21 protein-coding genes are annotated in these 18,652 nt (G+C 46.6%); 13 read left to right on the forward strand and 8 right to left on the reverse strand.

Features of this window, described 5'->3' with window-relative positions:
- Positions 1 to 2: 2 nt before the first annotated feature.
- Positions 3 to 818 carry a 2,3,4,5-tetrahydropyridine-2,6-dicarboxylate N-succinyltransferase gene (locus FOT42_RS12235; protein WP_119618852.1) on the reverse strand — a complete coding sequence of 272 codons (816 nt, stop codon included), beginning with the start codon at positions 816 to 818 and terminating at the stop codon, positions 3 to 5.
- Positions 819 to 916: 98 nt separating this feature from the next.
- Here FOT42_RS12235 and ruvX point away from each other — a divergent pair, with 98 nt between their 5' ends.
- Genes ruvX through FOT42_RS12250 form a run of 3 tightly spaced genes read left to right on the forward strand, consistent with a single transcriptional unit; the run spans position 917 to position 2,419 of the window.
- Positions 917 to 1,327 (forward strand): Holliday junction resolvase RuvX, encoded by a 411-nt coding sequence (gene ruvX / locus FOT42_RS12240; RefSeq protein WP_151890863.1) that lies wholly within the window; start codon positions 917 to 919, stop codon positions 1,325 to 1,327.
- A gap of 4 nt (positions 1,328 to 1,331) precedes the next feature.
- Positions 1,332 to 1,922, forward strand: a complete 591-nt coding sequence (def, locus tag FOT42_RS12245; protein ID WP_151890864.1) for a peptide deformylase — start codon at positions 1,332 to 1,334, stop codon at positions 1,920 to 1,922.
- A 53-nt stretch (positions 1,923 to 1,975) separates the two neighbouring features.
- Entirely contained in the window at positions 1,976 to 2,419 is a 444-nt protein-coding gene (locus tag FOT42_RS12250) for a DUF5606 family protein (RefSeq protein WP_151890865.1), read from the forward strand.
- 3 nt (positions 2,420 to 2,422) lie between these two features.
- Here the strand turns inward: FOT42_RS12250 and FOT42_RS12255 are convergent, their stop codons facing one another.
- Both FOT42_RS12255 and FOT42_RS12260 read right to left on the reverse strand, forming a co-directional pair.
- Entirely contained in the window at positions 2,423 to 3,997 is a 1,575-nt protein-coding gene (locus FOT42_RS12255; RefSeq protein ID WP_151890866.1) for a family 20 glycosylhydrolase, read from the reverse strand.
- A gap of 13 nt (positions 3,998 to 4,010) precedes the next feature.
- Positions 4,011 to 4,655, reverse strand: a complete 645-nt coding sequence (locus tag FOT42_RS12260; RefSeq protein WP_151890867.1) for a GDSL-type esterase/lipase family protein — start codon at positions 4,653 to 4,655, stop codon at positions 4,011 to 4,013.
- A 167-nt stretch (positions 4,656 to 4,822) separates the two neighbouring features.
- Between FOT42_RS12260 and mazG the strand changes: the two genes are divergently transcribed.
- The 5 genes from mazG to FOT42_RS12285 all read left to right on the forward strand — a co-directional run bounded on the left by mazG (position 4,823) and on the right by FOT42_RS12285 (position 9,612).
- Positions 4,823 to 5,596: a nucleoside triphosphate pyrophosphohydrolase gene (mazG, locus tag FOT42_RS12265; RefSeq protein ID WP_151890868.1), complete on the forward strand. Its 774-nt coding sequence runs from the start codon at positions 4,823 to 4,825 to the stop codon at positions 5,594 to 5,596.
- Between the two features lie 160 nt (positions 5,597 to 5,756).
- A complete protein-coding gene (locus FOT42_RS12270; protein ID WP_151890869.1) occupies positions 5,757 to 7,124 on the forward strand; it encodes an MATE family efflux transporter in 1,368 nt (455 codons plus the stop codon).
- Between the two features lie 36 nt (positions 7,125 to 7,160).
- On the forward strand, positions 7,161 to 7,388 hold the full coding sequence (locus FOT42_RS12275) for a hypothetical protein (protein WP_151890870.1): 228 nt from the start codon (positions 7,161 to 7,163) through the stop codon (positions 7,386 to 7,388).
- Positions 7,388 to 7,957 carry a phosphatase PAP2 family protein gene (locus tag FOT42_RS12280; protein ID WP_151890871.1) on the forward strand — a complete coding sequence of 190 codons (570 nt, stop codon included), beginning with the start codon at positions 7,388 to 7,390 and terminating at the stop codon, positions 7,955 to 7,957. Before FOT42_RS12275 ends, FOT42_RS12280 begins: the two co-directional genes overlap by 1 nt.
- Complete coding sequence (locus FOT42_RS12285) at positions 7,954 to 9,612, forward strand: ArnT family glycosyltransferase (RefSeq protein WP_151890872.1); 1,659 nt, start codon at positions 7,954 to 7,956, stop codon at positions 9,610 to 9,612. The genes FOT42_RS12280 and FOT42_RS12285 overlap by 4 nt, the downstream gene beginning before the upstream one ends.
- Here FOT42_RS12285 and FOT42_RS12290 read toward each other — a convergent pair.
- From FOT42_RS12290 to meaB, 3 genes are read right to left on the reverse strand one after another with little or no spacing between them, the layout of a single operon-like run.
- On the reverse strand, positions 9,600 to 10,478 hold the full coding sequence (locus FOT42_RS12290; protein WP_151890873.1) for a lysylphosphatidylglycerol synthase transmembrane domain-containing protein: 879 nt from the start codon (positions 10,476 to 10,478) through the stop codon (positions 9,600 to 9,602). The two genes, FOT42_RS12285 and FOT42_RS12290, sit on opposite strands and share 13 nt — an antisense overlap.
- Positions 10,459 to 11,421: a glycosyltransferase family 2 protein gene (locus tag FOT42_RS12295; protein ID WP_151890874.1), complete on the reverse strand. Its 963-nt coding sequence runs from the start codon at positions 11,419 to 11,421 to the stop codon at positions 10,459 to 10,461. Before FOT42_RS12295 ends, FOT42_RS12290 begins: the two co-directional genes overlap by 20 nt.
- A 35-nt stretch (positions 11,422 to 11,456) precedes the next feature.
- Positions 11,457 to 12,500, reverse strand: coding sequence for a methylmalonyl Co-A mutase-associated GTPase MeaB (meaB, locus tag FOT42_RS12300; protein WP_151890875.1), 1,044 nt, complete (start codon positions 12,498 to 12,500; stop codon positions 11,457 to 11,459).
- A gap of 198 nt (positions 12,501 to 12,698) precedes the next feature.
- Here meaB and FOT42_RS12305 point away from each other — a divergent pair, with 198 nt between their 5' ends.
- The 4 genes from FOT42_RS12305 to FOT42_RS12320 all read left to right on the forward strand — a co-directional run bounded on the left by FOT42_RS12305 (position 12,699) and on the right by FOT42_RS12320 (position 15,815).
- Positions 12,699 to 13,124 carry an organic hydroperoxide resistance protein gene (locus FOT42_RS12305; protein WP_151890876.1) on the forward strand — a complete coding sequence of 142 codons (426 nt, stop codon included), beginning with the start codon at positions 12,699 to 12,701 and terminating at the stop codon, positions 13,122 to 13,124.
- 151 nt (positions 13,125 to 13,275) lie between these two features.
- Complete coding sequence (locus tag FOT42_RS12310; RefSeq protein WP_108423475.1) at positions 13,276 to 13,812, forward strand: RNA polymerase sigma factor; 537 nt, start codon at positions 13,276 to 13,278, stop codon at positions 13,810 to 13,812.
- Entirely contained in the window at positions 13,802 to 14,404 is a 603-nt protein-coding gene (locus tag FOT42_RS12315) for a hypothetical protein (RefSeq protein WP_151890877.1), read from the forward strand. The genes FOT42_RS12310 and FOT42_RS12315 overlap by 11 nt, the downstream gene beginning before the upstream one ends.
- The gene (locus tag FOT42_RS12320; protein WP_151890878.1) at positions 14,376 to 15,815 is read left to right on the forward strand and encodes a splicing factor U2AF large subunit; all 1,440 of its coding nucleotides are present in this window, start codon (positions 14,376 to 14,378) and stop codon (positions 15,813 to 15,815) included. Before FOT42_RS12315 ends, FOT42_RS12320 begins: the two co-directional genes overlap by 29 nt.
- A 119-nt stretch (positions 15,816 to 15,934) precedes the next feature.
- Here FOT42_RS12320 and msrA read toward each other — a convergent pair whose 3' ends face one another.
- The gene (gene msrA, locus FOT42_RS12325; RefSeq protein WP_151890879.1) at positions 15,935 to 16,627 is read right to left on the reverse strand and encodes a peptide-methionine (S)-S-oxide reductase MsrA; all 693 of its coding nucleotides are present in this window, start codon (positions 16,625 to 16,627) and stop codon (positions 15,935 to 15,937) included.
- Between the two features lie 374 nt (positions 16,628 to 17,001).
- Here msrA and FOT42_RS12330 point away from each other — a divergent pair, with 374 nt between their 5' ends.
- Positions 17,002 to 17,238, forward strand: a complete 237-nt coding sequence (locus FOT42_RS12330) for a hypothetical protein (protein WP_151890880.1) — start codon at positions 17,002 to 17,004, stop codon at positions 17,236 to 17,238.
- A gap of 119 nt (positions 17,239 to 17,357) precedes the next feature.
- On the opposite strand, the gene FOT42_RS12335 is transcribed toward FOT42_RS12330, so the two are convergent.
- Positions 17,358 to 18,527: a sensor histidine kinase gene (locus tag FOT42_RS12335; protein WP_226789885.1), complete on the reverse strand. Its 1,170-nt coding sequence runs from the start codon at positions 18,525 to 18,527 to the stop codon at positions 17,358 to 17,360.
- Positions 18,528 to 18,652: the final 125 nt, after the last annotated feature.

Below are 18,652 nucleotides of genomic sequence, written 5' to 3' on the forward strand. Positions count from 1 at the left end.
GGTTACACCGCTACGTCGTGCTCCCTTAGGGCGTTGTTCAAAGATGTTTTCTTGTCTGTACTTTCCTTACGTTTCCCGATGATGAGGGCACAGGGAACTTGGTACTCACCTGCGGGGAATTTTTTGGTGTAGCTTCCAGGGATCACCACCGATCTTGCAGGCACCCTTCCTTTCAATTCTATAGGTTCGTCGCCCGTTACATCAATGATCTTGGTGGAAGCGGTAAGGACCACATTGGCTCCCAGTACGGCCTCTTTTTCCACACGGACCCCTTCTACAACGATACAGCGCGAACCGATAAAGGCATTGTCCTCAATGATCACAGGGGCGGCTTGCAAGGGCTCCAACACCCCGCCAATGCCAACACCACCGCTCAAGTGGACGTTCTTCCCGATCTGGGCACAACTGCCCACCGTGGCCCAAGTGTCCACCATGGTACCTTCATCCACATAGGCGCCAATGTTCACGTAGCTGGGCATAAGGATGGTTCCCTTGGAAATGTACGCGCCATGTCTGGCCACCGCATGGGGCACCACACGCACGCCTTTCTCTTTGTATCCTCTTTTCAGTGGAATCTTATCGTGATATTCAAAAATGCCAGCTTCAAGGACCTCCATTTTTTGGATGGGGAAGTAGAGTACCACCGCTTTTTTCACCCACTCGTTGATTTGCCATCCCTCTTCGGTAGGCTCTGCACAGCGCAATTGGCCCAAATCGATTAGGTCTATAACCTTACGAATGGCCGTTTGGGTCGTTTCCTCTTCCAACAATGTTCTATTGTCCCACGCTTTTTCTATGAGCGTCCTTAATTCTGTCATTTCCTTAAATTTTTCGCAAAGATACGCCCCTCCACAGAATATTGCCCCCATTTTTAAGGCCATAACATTTTTAGGGTTATTTTTGCCAAAAAATTGTCTTGGCAAGAATTTTGGCTTTGGATTATGGTAAGGTGAGGACGGGAATTGCTGTCACGGACGAGCTCCAACTGATTGCTTCCGGGCTTACCACGGTGGAGACCAAAGATCTGATCCCGTTTTTGGAAAATTATTTTAAAAAGGAACAAGTGGAACGGATCGTGGTGGGACTTCCCAAGCAGATGGACAATACGCCCTCGGAATCCGAAGCCCTTATCCAGGAATTTTTAAAGAAAATGTCGGCCAAGTTCCCTAGCTATCCCGTGGAGCGCCAAGATGAAAGGTTCACTTCCAAAATGGCGGTACAATCCATGTTGGACAGTGGAATGAAAAAGAAAAAGCGCCAAGACAAGGCCTTGGTCGATGAAATAAGTGCCACGCTCATATTGCAGGCCTACTTAAACCGATTTTAGTTTTATGATTTTACCCATTGTTGCATACGGTGATCCCGTTCTACGAAAAAAAGCAGCTGACATTGCCCCCGAACACCCAAAGTTGGAAGAGTTGATCTCCAACATGTGGGAGACCATGTACAATGCCCATGGCGTTGGATTGGCGGCTCCCCAAGTGGGATTGCCCATACGTTTGTTCGTTGTGGACACCACCCCTTTTTCCGATGATGAAGATCTGAGCCCTGAAGATCAGGAAAAGTTGAACGGTTTCAAAAAAGTGTTCATCAATGCCAAGATCACAGAGGAGACCGGAAAGGAATGGGATTTTAACGAAGGTTGTTTGAGCATACCCGATATCCGGGAAGATGTAAAACGCAAACCCGAGATCACCATCAGCTATTTGGATGAAAACTTCAAGCCACATACCGAGACTTACGATGGTCTGTTGGCAAGGGTGATCCAACACGAATATGACCACATTGAGGGCATCATGTTCACGGACAAGCTGTCTTCCCTCAAAAAACGCCTGCTCAAAGGCCGTTTGGAAAAGATTTCCAAAGGAAAGATCGATGTGGACTACAGGATGAGGTTCCCCAATATCAAAAAAGGACGTTAAAAAAATCACAGTTTCCGATAATACCATATTTTTGCCCGCATAAAATATTTTAAATGGCACTAGACAAGATTTTATCTATTGGCGGAAAGCCCGGACTTTACAAACTACTGACCCAAACCAGAAGCGGCTTTGTCGGCGAATCCCTATTGGACGGCAAGCGTGTTACCGTGGGATTGCGGAGCAATGTGAGCGTACTTTCCGAAATCGCCATTTATACCTTGGAAGAGGAAGTGCCACTTCGTGAAGTCTTTCAAAAGATAAAAGAAAAGGAAGACGGCAAAAAGACCACCATCAACCACAAGGCCGACAAAATTGAGTTGGAGGAATATTTCTTCGAGATCCTCCCCAATTACGACGAGGATAGGGTGTATGCCAGCGATATCAAGAAAATCATCCAATGGTACAACATCCTGGTCGATAACAAGATCACCGATTTTGTTGTGGCCGAAGACGCTGAAGAAGTCCCCGCTGAAACAGCTTCCAGCGAGGAAGAATAAACTTTATTCCTTGGCCCAGTCCACCAACTTTGTTGGGTAATAATTGATTTTCATCTCGTTCAGATAGGGCACTTGCTGCGCCAAACGCTTTCTGTAGTTCTCCCAATCGCAATGTTCCGTTGTGGACCAGCCCAGTTCAGCATACCCAATGGCACGGGGAAAGGCCAAATATTCCATTCCGGCACTGTCGTCGATGGTCTCGGACCACAAAGGGGCCTCAATACCAAGGATGCTCTCCACGGGAAGGCCCTCCACCAAGGTTTCAGGGAGCCAATTGTAGGCCACGTCCACAGGGATAAGGCCTGCCCAGGTCAACCCATATTCCGAAATGGAATCGTACTTCATGTCCATATAGGTCTTTCCGGCCATCGAAATAAGGATCTTGGAACCGTTTTTGGCCGCTTTGGTGGCATGCTCCGGTTCGTTCCATAGTTGGACCACGGTGGAGGCATCTATGTCAGCTTGCGCAATTTCGTTCCAGCCAATGGATCTTTTGCCGTGCTTCAGTACAATCTTCTCCACTTTTTCCACAAAGTGGATGTAGTCCTTCTTCTTGGTCACATGGCTTTCATCCCCACCGATGTGGAAGTACGGGCCAGGGGTGATGGCTGCTATTTCGCCGATCACGTCATCCAGGAAACTGTAAACGGTATCTTTTTGGGCGTCAAAAGTGCTGAAACCAACTTTTGTCCCGGAGTAAGGTTTCACGGGTTTTCCATTACCGTTCAAAAAAGGATAGCTCACCGAAGCAGCGTTCGTATGTCCGGGCATGTCCACTTCGGGAACAATGGTGATGTGTCTTTCAGCGGCATATCGAACCAATTCCTTATAATCCTCTTGGGTGAAAAAACCACTTTTGCCACCACCTACTTCGGTCGCTGCACCGATCTCTGTCAATTTTGGCCACGATTTTATCTCGATCCGCCATCCTTGGTCGTCCGTAAGGTGCAAGTGCAGCGTGTTGTATTTGTAATAAGCGAGGATGTCCATGAATTTTTTCACTTCGTCCACTGTAAAGAAATGTCGTGCCACGTCCAGCATGGCCCCACGATAGGCAAACTTGGGTGCGTCCAGTATTTTTCCAGTCGGTATGAGCCACAAAGGATGGTCGGTAAGTGTGTCATTGCTTTGCTGTGGGATAAGCTGTCTAAGAGTCTGTATGCCCCTAAAGGCGCCCGCAGCGGTTTTGGCGTTCAAAAGGATCGAATCTTTCTTGATGTAGAGCTGGTAGGCCTCGGCCGACTCCAGTTCCAAACTGTCCGATTGGTTGATATAGATCATCCGTTCCACCTTGTTGTCAGGTGTGGCGTTCACCGCAAGGTCCAGACCGGTCTTTCCCTTTATTTTTTCGGACAGGTATTTGCCCACCTCCTCAAATTTGGGGTCAACCGTCGAGGTATAGATGGTCGTACTGCTGTCCAGTCCAAAGGCACTGTGTGTGGCAATCGTCTTGACAGGTTTGGGGATCAAGGGAACAGTGGTCAAATCTGTTTTTGGAAAAATGATTTCCTTTTTTTCGGTTTGACAGGCGGCCAAACACACGATGGCAGCGAACAGTACTAAGGATCGGTATATCATAATGATCGATTGGTTATTCTACGTAATTTTTGATGACATCGTACCAGATGTCATACCCTTTTGAATTCATATGGAGTCCATCTTCAATAAAGATGTCCTGTTTTAGTTTCCGTTTCTCCAACATCGGGTACCAGACATCCACAAACTCCACACCCTCGGTTTTTGATGCCAATTGGGCCAATTTTCTGTTCAAACGCCTGTACTTGCCCCGCAACTTCCATCTTGAAATACTGGGTTTGGGCGAAATAAGGACAATATCCATGTCCGGTTTTCTTTCCTGAAGGGTCTGTATGATCTTTTCAGATGTGTTGAGGATGTCCCTTAATCTTTTTTTTGCAGAAATGTCATTGTCCCCTTCATAAATGAAGACCTTGGTCGGGGTGTAGGCCAGGATAAGATCATCAAGATACAGGGCCAGATCCGAAAACTGGGAGCCACCAAAACCCGTGTTCAACACTTGGTGGTCTGGAAAACGTTCTTGGAGATCGTTCCAAAATCGGATACTGGAACTTCCCGTGAATACTATAGTGGGCTGTGATGCATCCCAAATCGTGTCATATTTTTTCTGGATATCCACCACCTCTTTTTCGAAAGGTCCGGGGGATTGCGAATGGCCAAGGTAGGAGAGGAGCAATAGGGCAACTAGGATTCTCTTCATGGATCGAGATGTTTTCCCAAAAATAAGACATATGAACTTCATCCTAGGCTTGTCCTTTCTATTCCGTTTGAAAAAGTGTTGAAAAATGGTTGATACTCTTCACAAATAACACCAAGATCCATGTGGTCTAAAGTAGGGGATTTGTACTTTTGGCTAAAATATTATAGATGAACGCAAGACCAGAGCAGCTAAAAGCATTGGAACGCCTGTTGAACATCATGGACGAACTCCGTGAGCAATGTCCTTGGGACAAAAAACAGACCATGCAGACCCTCCGCCACCTCACCATAGAGGAAACCTACGAACTGGGTGATGCCATTCTGGACAATGACCTTGATGAGGTGAAGAAGGAATTGGGTGATTTGTTGCTGCACATTGTCTTTTATGCCAAGATCGGTTCCGAAACCCAGGATTTTGACATTGCTGATGTGGCCAATGGTATTTGCGAGAAATTGATCAATAGGCATCCACACATTTATGGCGATGTCAAGGTGCAGGACGAGGAAGAGGTGAAGCAGAACTGGGAGAGCATCAAACTGAAGGAAGGGAAAAAAAGTGTACTCGAGGGTGTGCCCAATAGCCTTCCGGCATTGGTGAAGGCCAACCGCATCCAGGAAAAAGTGGCCGGCGTGGGGTTCGACTGGGAGCACCCGGAACAGGTCTTTGAAAAACTGAAGGAGGAATTGGCGGAGCTCCAGCATGAAGTGAAGCAGAATGACATGGACAAGATGGAGTCCGAGTTTGGGGATGTACTGTTTTCCATGGTGAACTATGCCCGTTTTCTGAAGATCAATCCAGAAAATGCCCTGGAGCGTACCAACAAGAAATTCATCAAGCGTTTCCAATATTTGGAGGGCAAGGCCAAGGAATCGGGAAATACCTTACGGGAAATGACCTTGGCCGAGATGGATGTTTTTTGGGAAGAAGCAAAAGGTCTTTGAACAATACCATTCTGACCAAAAGAATTACTTACTGAACTCCATAGAGGCATTGTCCCCTTGAGGGGACTTTAGGGGTGTTTTATCCCAAAAAGTTTATACAGATTCGGGGTGAAAAAAATTCCGATCCCACTATCTTTACGCTCTTTTTTAAACCACCGAAGTGTTCCAGCAATACACCAAAGAATTCGCCTATAACCTCAAGTTGTCCTACCCCGTTATCTTGGGGATGTTGGGGCATACTTTTGTGGCCTTTGCCGACAACATCATGGTAGGGCAATTGGGTACGGCCGAATTGGCCGCAGTCTCCCTCGGAAACAGTTTTGTGTTCATTGCCATGTCCTTGGGCATTGGCTTTTCAACGGCGATAACCCCTTTGGTGGCGGAGGCCGATGGAGCAGGGGACCAAGCAGCGGGCAAGAATGCTCTAAAGCACGGTTTGGTACTCTGTACACTACTGGGACTTTCCCTGTTCGGGGTCATTTTGCTTTGCAAGCCCTTGTTGTACCATATGGAGCAACCTCCCGAGGTGGTGGAACTCGCTATCCCATATTTGGAATTGGTGGCCTTTTCCTTGGTCCCTTTGGTCATGTTCCAAGCGTTCAAACAGTTTTCTGATGGATTGTCGCAGACCAAATACCCCATGATTGCCACCATTTTGGCCAACATGGTGAACATTTCCCTCAATTACCTGCTTATTTTTGGTTCATTCGGATTTCCCAAGTTGGGGATTGTCGGTGCTGCCATCGGGACCTTGGCGTCACGTGTGGTAATGGTTGCCTTTATTTGGTTTTTGTTGAAGCAAAAGAAAAAGTTCAAGGTTTATGTGACCCACTTCAATTTTAAAAAGATTGAAAGAAAGGTCATGAAGAAAATCATCAACCTTGGGTTCCCCTCTGCTTTGCAGATGTTCTTTGAAGTGGCCATTTTCACGGCGGCGATCTGGCTGAGTGGGGTATTGGGAAAAAATGCACAGGCGGCCAACCAGATTGCCCTCAACCTGAGCAGCATGACCTTCATGGTGGGCATGGGTCTCAGCGTGGCGGCCATGGTGCGCGTGGGCAACCAAAAGGGACTCCAAAATTTCAGGGATCTCAAGCGCATAGCCGAATCCATCTTTTTTCTGACATTTTTATTGGAAATCGTATTTGCCGCCCTCTTTTTGATGGGCAGGCACTGGTTCCCCACCATTTATTTGGATGTGGACGACTTGATGAACCAAGCGGACAACACCGAGGTGATTGTCATAGCGGCCAAGCTGTTGCTGGTCGCCGCCTTTTTTCAGATATCGGACGGATTGCAAGTGGTGGTGCTCGGGGCACTTCGTGGGCTTCAGGATGTAAGGATCCCAACGCTCATCACCTTTGTGGCCTATTGGTTGATAGGGTTCCCGATCAGTTACTATTTGGGACTGTTCACGGATTTTGGCAGCACGGGCATCTGGATCGGATTGCTGTCGGGGCTAACAGCATCGGCGGTAATGTTGTATATTCGATTCAACTATTTGACGAAAAAATTGATTTCCCAATAACAAGGCTCCCAATGTTTGGGACCAAATTGAAAACACATGGAACTACCTAAATTTTTATTGGCCGATAATACCGATTATCCTACGGCCATTTTCATAGTCCATACCGAATATCCACGATTTGTCATCAATCTGGAAGATGATGAAGTAGAGTGGCTGGAAGAATTTTCCCAAGAGGACGAAGCAGAGCTTGCCGAAGCGGCCGAAAGCCTTATCGAGGCGGCCACGGCGTTTTACGATAGGGAAGTCTCCAGATACGACGAATAATGCTGGACCAGCTCCTACAGTTCGATAAAGAGCTTTTCCTGTTCCTGAACGGATTGGGAACGGAGGCATGGGACGGTTTTTGGATGTTCATGACCACCACCCGTAATTCCGCTCCGCTCTATCTGCTGTTGCTCTACCTTACCTACAAACATTTTGGACTGAAGAAAACTGCTGTTGTGTTGGTTTCCATTGCCTTGCTGATCACTTGCACGGACCAGTTGTCCAATTTCTTCAAATATGGTCTGGCCCGGTTACGGCCTTGCCATGACCCTGAGGTCAGTACCGTGATGCGATTGGTGAAAAGTTATTGCGGTGGGCAGTTCGGGTATTTTTCGGCCCATGCGGCCAATTCCTTTGGCCCGGCCATTTTCTTCACCGTTCTTTTTCGCAATAAGGTGAAATACATGGGTTGGATCTTGATGCTTTGGGCCTGTGTTGTGGCCTACAGCCGGATCTATATCGGTGTGCACTATCCTTTGGATGTGGTCACCGGGGCTTTGGTCGGGTCTTTCTTCGGATGGGTATTTGCTAGGTTGGCTATATTTGCATTCCAAAAAATAGGTTCATGATCTCCACGGCCCGATATTGGTTCTTTATTGCCCTGATTGTATTGGTGTACATCATCGGGATGTTCGTGACCCTCTTCGAGAACGATTCTGCCCAATTCGCGGTGATGGCCATGCGAATGGTCCAAGAGAATGATTTTTTGAGTCTTTTCAAAGGTCCGGAAGAATATCTGGACAAGCCACACATGCACTATTGGTTGGCAGCCCTTTCCTATACAATTTTTGGCATCCACGATTGGGCCTACCGCATCCCGGGCATATTGGCCACGTTTTTGGCCGCTTACAGCTGCTACGGACTTGGAAAATTGCTCTATAACAAGGATGTGGGACGCTTGGCCTCTCTCATATTCATGACCGCACAGACCATAGTGCTGGCCACTATCGATATCCGCACCGATGCCGTGCTGACCGGTTTCACCATTTTTGCGATATGGCAATTGGCGACTTTTATTGAAAAGGGAACTTTACAGAGTATCGCCTTGGGCGCCTTTGGGGCAGGGATGGCCTTTTCCACCAAAGGGCAGATTGCCTTGGTGGTCATTGGGATTTCCCTCTTGTGCCATTTGGCCTATACCCGAAAATGGGCACGTTTGCTCAATTGGCGATTGCTGGTGGCCCTTTTGGTCTTTGGGTTGACCATTTCCCCAATGCTGTATGCCTATTACCATCAATTTGACCTGCATCCGGAAAAGGTGATTCGGGGCAAGGACCACCGTAGCGGTATCTTCTTCATTTTTTGGGAACAGAGTTTTGAACGGATGAGCGGTGAAGGCGTTGGAAAGAACAGTAGCGATTTCTTTTTCTTCTTCCACACCTTCTTGTGGGTGTTCTTGCCATGGACCGTTCTGGCATTAATCGGCTATTGGACGCAATTGAAAGCATTTTGGCAAGCCAAATTTGCCCAGCGTCCACAATTGGAGTTTCTGACCGTTGGTGGCATTTCCATTCTATTCTTTCTGATCAGTTTTGCGCAGTTCAAACTACCGCATTACATCAATATTTTGATTCCACTCTATGCGGTGATGTCGGCCGCTTTCCTGTTTGGGCTGTATCAACGGGAAAAACAGAAAATGGCCAAGGTGATCCTGGGCATCCAATATTTTATATTGGGATTGGTGATCGTCTTTGCGTTGTTGGTCTGTTTCTATGTGTTCCGATTGGAACAATGGTACGGGTATTTGCTTTTGGTGGCCGCACTGGTGTTGGCGGCCTATTTCATCTTGAAAAAAGAAACGGTCTATGCAAAGATCGTGACGGTTGCCATTCTCAGCTCGGTAGTGTTGAACGGGTTGATGAATGCCCATTTCTATCCCAAATTGCTTGAATATCAAGGAGGTTCTACCATGGCGGAAAAGGTGAGGGAGAACAACATTCCGGTGGACAAGATCTATAAGATTTCAGAAAGGTACTCTTGGTCGTTGGATTTCTACAACAAAAAGCCGGTACAGATTACTTCACTGTCGGAAATAGCCGATAAAAAGGATATTTGGGTCTATGCCACGGACGAGGAACTGGAGCAGTTGCGGAAAAATGGGTTCCAATGGGAAGAACAGATCACGGTAGATCAATTCCGGATTACCCGCCTACAGGCCAAATTCCTGAACCCGAATACCCGTGAGGGCAAGCTCAACCACATGCATTTGGTTCATTTGGATTGATTCGATTCCAGTTCCGGTTTTTTGAAATGGTACGCGATTCCCACAAAGGAAACGAGGGCCGTAATCAAAAAGAAGGTAAAACTGATACCGATGGATGTGCTCGCGTCCAGTCCCAACCATTTGGCACCATACAGAAAAGTGACTTCCCGGCTTCCAATGCCACCAATGGTCAATGGAATGACCGACACAATGGACGAGATCAAAAAGACAAAAAGATATTCGATGGCGTCCAGCGTAACCGATAATGACTTTAAAATAAAGAGCGCACAGACCAATTGTGCCAATTGCACGAGTGCCGAATACCCAAACGATTTCCAAAAAACGGGAAGGGTAGTGGGAAAGAACGATTTGTTCACGAACCAAAACACGACCACACTTGCCGGAATGGCCACCATCAGCAGCCAGAAAAAGGATTGGAGGAATGCATTTTCCGATAATAAGGCAAGGGCGCAGGCATACACGAACAGCAATAGCATCCCGCTCAACCGGTCCAGCAGCAGACTTGAAACCACTTTTTTGGTACCGGGTTGATAGGCTTTTTGGACCACGTAGCCCTTGTAGGCATCCCCACCGATTCCCCCGGGGAGGAAGAGGTTATAGAACATCCCGAGCAGGTACAATTTTAGGTTGCTGGTGTGCGAAAGTTGGGCTCCTATTTGGTGAAAATAAAGGTTCAGCCTGAATGCGGAGAGTACTTTGGAAACCACAAAGAACAGGAGTGCAAGGAACAGAAAAAGTGGGTCGCTCTTTCGGAGTGTCTGCAAAACGTCCTTCAGATCTATTTTGGTGAAGATGAAGTAGATCAGCGCTGCACTTACAATGATCTTTAGGACAGTGATTCCCTGTTTACGCAGCTTTTCCGTCACCTATGGTAATTTTTTTGATGCGATAGGGCCGTTTCTGTTGGGATTCGTAGTAGGTGCGTATCAACAGTTCCATCACAATACCGATGGTGAACAATTGGATGCCCCCCAAGATGAACATCATCCCAAAAATGAGCAAGGGCCTGCTGCCGATGTCCTCACCAAACCCAAGTTTCACGATCAACAGGTAGATGTTGATGAAAATCCCGAGGATGATCAGCAACACCCCGAAAATTCCGAAAAGGTGGATGGGACGTTGGAAATATTTCCGGATGAAGAGCAACAACATCATGTCGGCCACCACCTTGAAAACGCGTTCCAGTCCATATTTGGAGACCCCGGCATGGCGCGCATGGTGCTTTACGGGGACCTGCTTGATCTGCCCGCCTTCCAAAAAAGCCAAAAGCGTGATGAAACGGTGCATTTCCCCATACAGGTTCAGTCCTTTGGCTATATCCCTGGTAAATACCTTCAAGGCACAGCCATTGTCCTTGATGTCCAGTTTGGTCACCCTTCGCACCAAAAAGTTGGCGATTTTGGAAGGGATTTTCTTCACGAGGGAATCCTTTCGTTTTTGGCGGATGCCCGTCACCACATCATATTCTCCGCTCACGGCGTATTCCAGCATGTGCGGAATGTCTGAAGGGTCGTTCTGGAGATCGCCGTCCATGGTGATGATGTATTCGCCTTCCGCATAGTCGAGTCCGGCGGCCAGGGCAAGGCTCTGTCCGTAATTTTTTTTCAGTTCGATGAGATGGACCTTGTCATCATCCATATCCTTGACCCTTTTTCGGGTCTGGTCCGTGGAAAAGTCGTCCACATACACAATCTGGTAGTGGTATCCTTCAAGACTTTCATGGATCTTTTGGGTGAGAAGGACCACATTGTCCTCTTCATTGTATAACGGAACCACTATGGATAAAAGGGAATCGGTGACGGTGCTCATTTCATTTTTGATCTGTGCAAATTTATCGCTTTTATTTAAAGTTCCTTGGTAATCTTGTCCAATAGGATTTTGGCCGCATAAAAAGGGGACACTTTGTTCTGCTCGATGTCCTTTAGCAATTCGTTCTGCACCTTGATGAAAGCGGGTTTTTGATGGAAAAACTGTTTGAGGTGATCGTCCACGGTCTGAAGGAACCAGTTCTTGTTCTGGTTTTTCCTGTTTTTTTCAAAGAAGCCATTTTCCTTGTTCTGGCGTGCAAAATCTTCCACCATGGCCCAGATTTCACGGATACCGGTGTTTTCGGTAGCCGAACATTTCATCACTTTTGGGGTCCATCCGTTCTGCTTTGGAGGATATAGGTGCAAGGCCCGTTGAAACTCGGTAACGGCCAGTTTGGCCTTCTCCACATTGCTGCCATCGGCCTTGTTGATGGCGATTGCATCCGCCATTTCCATAATGCCCCGTTTGATGCCCTGTAGCTCGTCCCCTGCACCTGATAGCTTCAACAATAAAAAGAAATCCACCATACTGTGCACGGCCACCTCGCTCTGGCCCACGCCCACGGTCTCCACCAAGATCACATCGTATCCCGCCGCTTCGCAGAGCATAATGCTCTCACGGGTCTTTTGGGCCACCCCGCCCAACGAACTTCCCGAAGGGGAGGGCCTGATAAAGGCATTGGGGTCATTGGAAAGGGTCTGCATTCGGGTCTTGTCGCCCAAAATGCTGCCCTTGCTCAACGAACTGGAGGGGTCCACGGCCAGTACAGCGACCTTTTTGCCCAAACCCGTAAGTGTGGTGCCCAAGGTTTCGATGAACGAGCTCTTGCCCACACCGGGCACGCCCGTAATCCCCAGCCGGATGCTCTCGACCGGCCTTGAAAGGCATTTTTCCACCACGGCATTGGCTTTTTCAAAATGGGCGGGCTGTGTACTTTCCAAAAGGGTGATGGCCTTTGCCAATAGGGCCTTGTCTCCCTTGAAGATGCCTTCGGTGAGGGTGTCCACGGAAATTTCCTGCCTGCGGAGGGTTTTGATTTTCGACACGGTATCTTCGGGTGTGCTCTTTTTCTTTGCCAAGGGTCGATGCTGGTTCAATTCATCACTAAGGTATAAAGTTTTTGTGGGTTAAAGGGAATGGGGGCGGTGCCTTTCTGTGGTCATTTCACAAAAATTTAATACCTATTGTAGGGGACTTCCAAATTCAAATTGGTAACTTTTCAACTCAATGTTCGGTCATTTTATGGAACCGATACAGAAACCTATAAACTAGATATGATGAAGACAATTTTTGAAAGTAAAGCGACCAATACCGGAGGTAGGGCAGGACATGTGGAGAGCGAGGACGGCGTATTGGATTTTGATATTTCCATGCCCAATTCCAAAGGAAAGCCCAACCCCAAGTCCACCAATCCCGAGGAACTGTTCGCGGCCGCATATTCCACTTGTTTTGCAGGGGCATTGCAGGCCGTGGCCAAGGAACATGGAGTGGACGATCTCGGGGATTTCAACGTGACGGCCACCATAGCCTTCAATAAAGAAGAGGAAGGATTTTTCCTTGAGGCCACCTTGGATGCCTATTTGCCAACGGTGGATCAAGAGACAGGGGAGGATTTGATCAATGCCGCCCACGAAATATGCCCATACAGCAAAGCGACTAGGGACAATATAACTGTCCACTTGAATCTGATGCTGGACGAATAAAAAAGCATAACCTGTTCAAAATGAATCCTGTCGGTGAAAATCGGCGGGATTTTTTTGTTAAAAATCAGCAAAAAACAACCTATTTTGCAACGTTGCGTTTTTCGCTTCGTCCTTAAGTTGAACAGCTAAACGACCAAACATAGAACCGAGCTTGTTTCATATTGAACTGGTGGAAAAGTGCAAGGCGAACGATCGTCAGGCACAATTGAAACTGTACCGACAGTACTGTGATGGTATGTTCGGGGTTGCCATGCGTTTCCTCAAAAATGCGGATGATGCGGAAGATGTGCTCCAAGAATCGTTCATCAAGGCCTTTCAGCGCATACATCAGTTCAAGGGTGAGGTCACGTTCGGGGCATGGTTGAAACGGATAGTGGTGAACGGGAGCATCGATTTTCTGAAATCAAAACACCAACGGACGGAGGAACTGGATGAAAACTATATGCATGTCGCAGAAGAAGATGATTGGTCGGTCGAGGAAAGCATTTCCTTGGAACAGGTAAAAGCAGCGATTGAGGAGTTGCCGGGAAAATATAGGTATGTGGTGCAACTGTTCTTGGTGGAAGGGTATGATCACAGCGAGATCTCCCAGGTATTGGGGATTTCGGACACGGCATCTAGAACCCGGTTGTTACGCGGAAAAGCACAATTGAAAGAGAAATTAAAAGATTTGGTATATGGCACATGATCTTCGGAAAATGTTCGAAAAGGAAAGGGAGGAGAAACGCTATTCCATGAAGGATGGCCATGAGGCCCGCTTTCTTGAAAAATTGGATGGACAACTGCCGGCAGGGCCACGGAAAAAGAAAGTTTATACCCTGTGGTTGCAAATAGCGGCCTCCGTGGTAGTGGCGGTGGGATTGTCCGTGTATTTTATGAAGGGTACCAACAAAGTGGATCTGCCGGATGAAAATGTCATCGTTGTGGATAGACAAAACACGAGTGGGCAGGAACAGACCATTTCTCTGGGCGACCTATCCCCCGATTTCAAAAAAATAGAGACCTATTACACCACCAATATCAATCTGCAACTCTCCGATTTGGAGATGACCGCTGAGAATAAGGAGCTCATGGACAGTTACCTGGAGCGATTGGCGGAACTGAACGACGAATATCAACAGTTGAACAAGGAACTGAACGAACTGGGACCCAACGATCAGACCATAAGTGCCTTGATCATGAATCTGCAGCTCAGGTTGCAATTGTTGCAAAAATTAAAAACAAAGTTGAATCAATTAAAATCATCAAAAAATGAACAGGAATCGTCTCATATTATGTAATGGGTTGCTCTTGCTGCTCGCGGGCTTTGTCTGCCGTGCGCAGGAGAAATCAAAGACCTACAAGGAAACGTACAGTGTAAACAAGGACACCGAACTGAACCTCAATACCAGCCATGCGGACATTGAGTTTGAAGCTTGGGACAAGGACCAAGTGGAGATCACCGTGGTGGTGGAACTCGAAGGAGTGGGTGACGAAGAGGCCAAGGCGTATTTTGAAAAGGACCTCGTCAAGATCATGGGGAACAGCAAGGAAATTGAGGTGAGCACCAAAGGTGCTGGCCCCTATTTGTACAACTTTAAGGAAATGAATTTCGATTTTCCAGAGATTCCTTCCATTGATCATATCATGGCGACCATAGAAATTCCTGAAATGCCAGAGATAGCCGTACTCCCAGAGATTTCTTTCATGGCGACCATGCCACCCATGCCCCCGACCCCTTTTGTGGAGTTTGATTATGATGCCTATAAAAAGGACAAGGAAAAGTACTTGAAGGAATGGAAGAAAAAGTTTGACAAGACCTTTGACGAAGAGTACAAAAAACGCTTTGAGGAATGGGGCAAGGAGATGGAGGAAATGGCCAAGGATAGGGACAAACACCGGGAAGAAATGGCCAAGCAAAGGGAAGAACTCCAAAAAGAGCGTGAAGAGAAGCGCAAGGAAATGCAGGAAGACCTTAAGCAGCAGCGTGAGGAACTGAGAAGCCAAAGGGAAGAGATGAGAAAGCAATATGCGGAGGAGGCCAGGACATTGCGTTCCAGCCCCAATGTATTCTATTTTTCCTCAGATGGGGAGAACAAGGAGTACAAGGTAAAAAAGCGCATCAAGATAAAAATGCCAAAGTACCTCAAACTGAACATGGACGTGAGGCATGGAGAGGTAAAATTGGCGGCCAATACCAACAACATCAATGCAAGCTTGTCCTACGCAAGCTTGCATGCCCTCACAATTGATGGAGACAGGACCTATATCCGGGCCTCATATTCCCCTGTTGTTGTCCAGCAATGGAACTACGGGAAATTGAAAACAGACTATTCCGACAAGGTCAGCTTGAAAGAGGTGGTAGAACTGGACCTCAGTTCGGTTTCCTCCAATGTGGTGATAGGGAAACTGGCCAGTAAGGCATTGGTGAACAACAAGTTCGGGACCCTGAGCATCAATATGGTATCCAATGGGTTCAAATCCCTTGATGTTTCCGTGGAAAATGGAGAGTTGGCTTGTAAATTGCCCTCAGCCCCCTTTGTGATCTTTGTGAATGAGACCGCATCGGACCTTCAATATCCCAAAACGTTGAAACTGGAAGGTTCTAAAAAATCCGGTACCAATATACTCAGCGGTTACCATGTGAACAAGAATGGTGGCAAATCCATCAATATCAATTCCAAGTACAGCGAAGTGGTCCTGAAGGAATAAAATCTTACCATATTCCGAATCCCAAATACTTCTACAACCACTTTTGGGCCATTTCATCTTATTGCCCACACCAACTCAGCTTTCCTTCCTTTATTTAAAATAGTTTCCTATCACCTGCATCAATGGGTATCCTCTTTCAGGTATGATTTGAAATTTTCCTTGAACCGGTTCAATCTGGGAATGGAAACGTTTCTGATATATGAGTTGTCAGGATTTCTTTTTTCGTAATCTTGGTGGTACTCCTCCGCCCTATAGAATTTGTCAAACTTTTTCACCTCGGTGACAATGGGTCGGTCATACACGTTTTCAGCTTCCAATTGGGCGATATAATCCGTGATGATTTTCTTCTCAGCTTCGTTTTTATAGAATGCAATGGAGCGGTACTGGGCACCCCTATCCGGTCCCTGTCTGTTCAGGCTGGTGGGATCGTGTGAACCAAAGAACACCTGTACCAGTTGGGCAAAAGAGATGATCTTTGGGTCATAGTACACTTCCACAGCCTCCGCATGGGTTGTTTTTCCATAGGAAACCTCTTTATAGGTCGGGTTTTTCTCGGTTCCGCCCGAATAGCCCGAATAGACTTCCTTGACACCTTTGACACTTTCAAAAATAGCCTCGACACACCAAAAGCAACCACTTGCAAAATAAGCGGTCTCATAACCTTTCAATTGCTCTGCTGTTAGTTTTACCTCCGCTAAAGCATTTTCTTCAGCTTTTTGGACGGTTTCGGGTTTGTCCGATTTGTTTTTGGGCTGGCAGCTTGTGGATGCCAGAATAAGGAATAGGAAAAGGGAAGTTCTCACAATGTTCATTTTTTTACTTAGTTGCCATAAGGTACTAAGTATTACGCCAAGGTTTGTTAAAAAATGTTAATGGCTGCTATACGGTCATTTTTACTTTTCAACAGCTGATGCGACATGTATAACCTATGCATTCGTTATGTGAGAATTTTTTCCTACAAACAAGGAGCTTAAAACCAGAACGTTGTAAAAGTTCGCTTTTCAGAAGATCGATGAAATGCACATGCGGTCGGCATCCTGTTTTTTGCTTCCAATACGTTCGTCGTCGATAAAATGCACTTCGCCCAAGAAAAGTTTTTATACCGAATAAAGAGTGTTGTTGGGCGATTGAAATCTTGGTCGGGTAGGTGCGATGGTAATTTTACCTCGTAATACAAACCCAGATCATGAAAACAATTTTGACCATCATCGCAGTAACTTTTTTCGGGACCATGGCCATGGCACAGGATATTTCCAAAGAGAAAAAGGTAGAGACCATCACTGCCGATGTAGTCTTGGACGTAGATTTTCAGCAAGTTATCCGCAAGGACAGAGAAACGGCCAGATTGTACAAATTCAAGAATTCCAGGGTAAAACAGGCCCTTTCCTTTACTACAAAGAAAAACAAATCGATATTGGCCTAATCATGGTTCTAAACCTTCTGATACCTTTTGCCCTTTTTATCAGTTTGGCCTTTGTGGTGGCCACAATAGCCTTTTCGTTCAGGGTAAGGAAGTCTTAAAAGCAGATGGGATGGACCCTATCAATCCACCGAATTGAACTCTTCGATGATTTCTTCAAATTCAATGCAGTAGTAGGTGCCCTTTTTGTCATAGTCCCTACTGATGGTGCCTCGAAGCTGGCGGCTTAGGTTGTAGATCAGTTTAAGTCCCAATGAATTGGATGTTCTTGGGTTGATATCCTCCGAATATCCGATCCCATTGTCGCCAAGGTACATTTGATAGCGTTTTTCCCCTATTTTCTTGACCGAAACATGGATTTCGCCACCATTGGCATCCGTTATCCCATATTTAAGGGCGTTGGTGATGGTCTCATTGATGATGAGGCCAATGGGGATCACGGTATCTATACTGAGCTTATGGTCGTCGATATCCAGGTCCACCTTGACATTGCTGTTGCTCCCCTTGACGGAGCGCACCAAATAATCACATAGTTCCTTTACGTAGGGTCTAAGCTCAATTTTGGAAAGATAATCGTCCCTTTTATAGAGCATTTCGTGTACCATGGCCATGGACACCACACGGTTTTGGCTACTCTTGATGATACTACTGATCTTTTCGTCAGCAATGGCCCTGGATTGTAGGCTCAGCAGACTGGAAACGGTTTGGAGGTTGTTCTTCACCCTATGGTGGACCTCTTTCAGCAGGGTTTCCTTTTCCTCTATACGTTCCTGGATCTCATTCCTTGATTTGTACAATTTGTGATGGGCCATAAGAAGGTTCTTCCCAAAAACCCCGCCCAGCAGGTATACTGCAAAAACTGCACTGAGAAAGGCAAACCAACTGCGCGATTCCAATGGTACGGTATTCTCGGAAATACTAAAATCCCCGGTGTCATATAGAAAAAGTATGGTGAGCACGGCCAAATTGACAATCAGGTACAATTGGCCAAAAACCTTTGTGGTCACATAACCGGCGAAGACGATGATGGCCAGTACAAAAATGAAAGGGCTTTGGATACCTCCACTATACATGGTAATGATAATGGCCCCGATCATGGATAGGATGGAGGTAAGGTTGTAGGTGAGTACCAAATTTTTGTGCCGCTGGTACAAGCTCGTATTCAATAGGTTGATGAAGGCATAAACAATAAAGGTATAGGGAATCACCTCTTGAATGTCCAAGAAAAAAAAGCAGATCAGCCCAAACAGGGCTGCAAAAACGGATGAACTGTAATTAACCTTGAGTATCAAATCAATCTTGTCTTGTAGCCGATATTTATCCTTACCAGGAACTTTCATATACTGCACGTGATTGTAATCCTCTACTACCAAGGTTGATTTGGGGTAGCAAAAGTAGCTTAATGGGGTGTATTATG

The organism is Flagellimonas hadalis (genome assembly GCF_007785775.2).
GTDB lineage: Bacteria > Bacteroidota > Bacteroidia > Flavobacteriales > Flavobacteriaceae > Flagellimonas > Flagellimonas hadalis.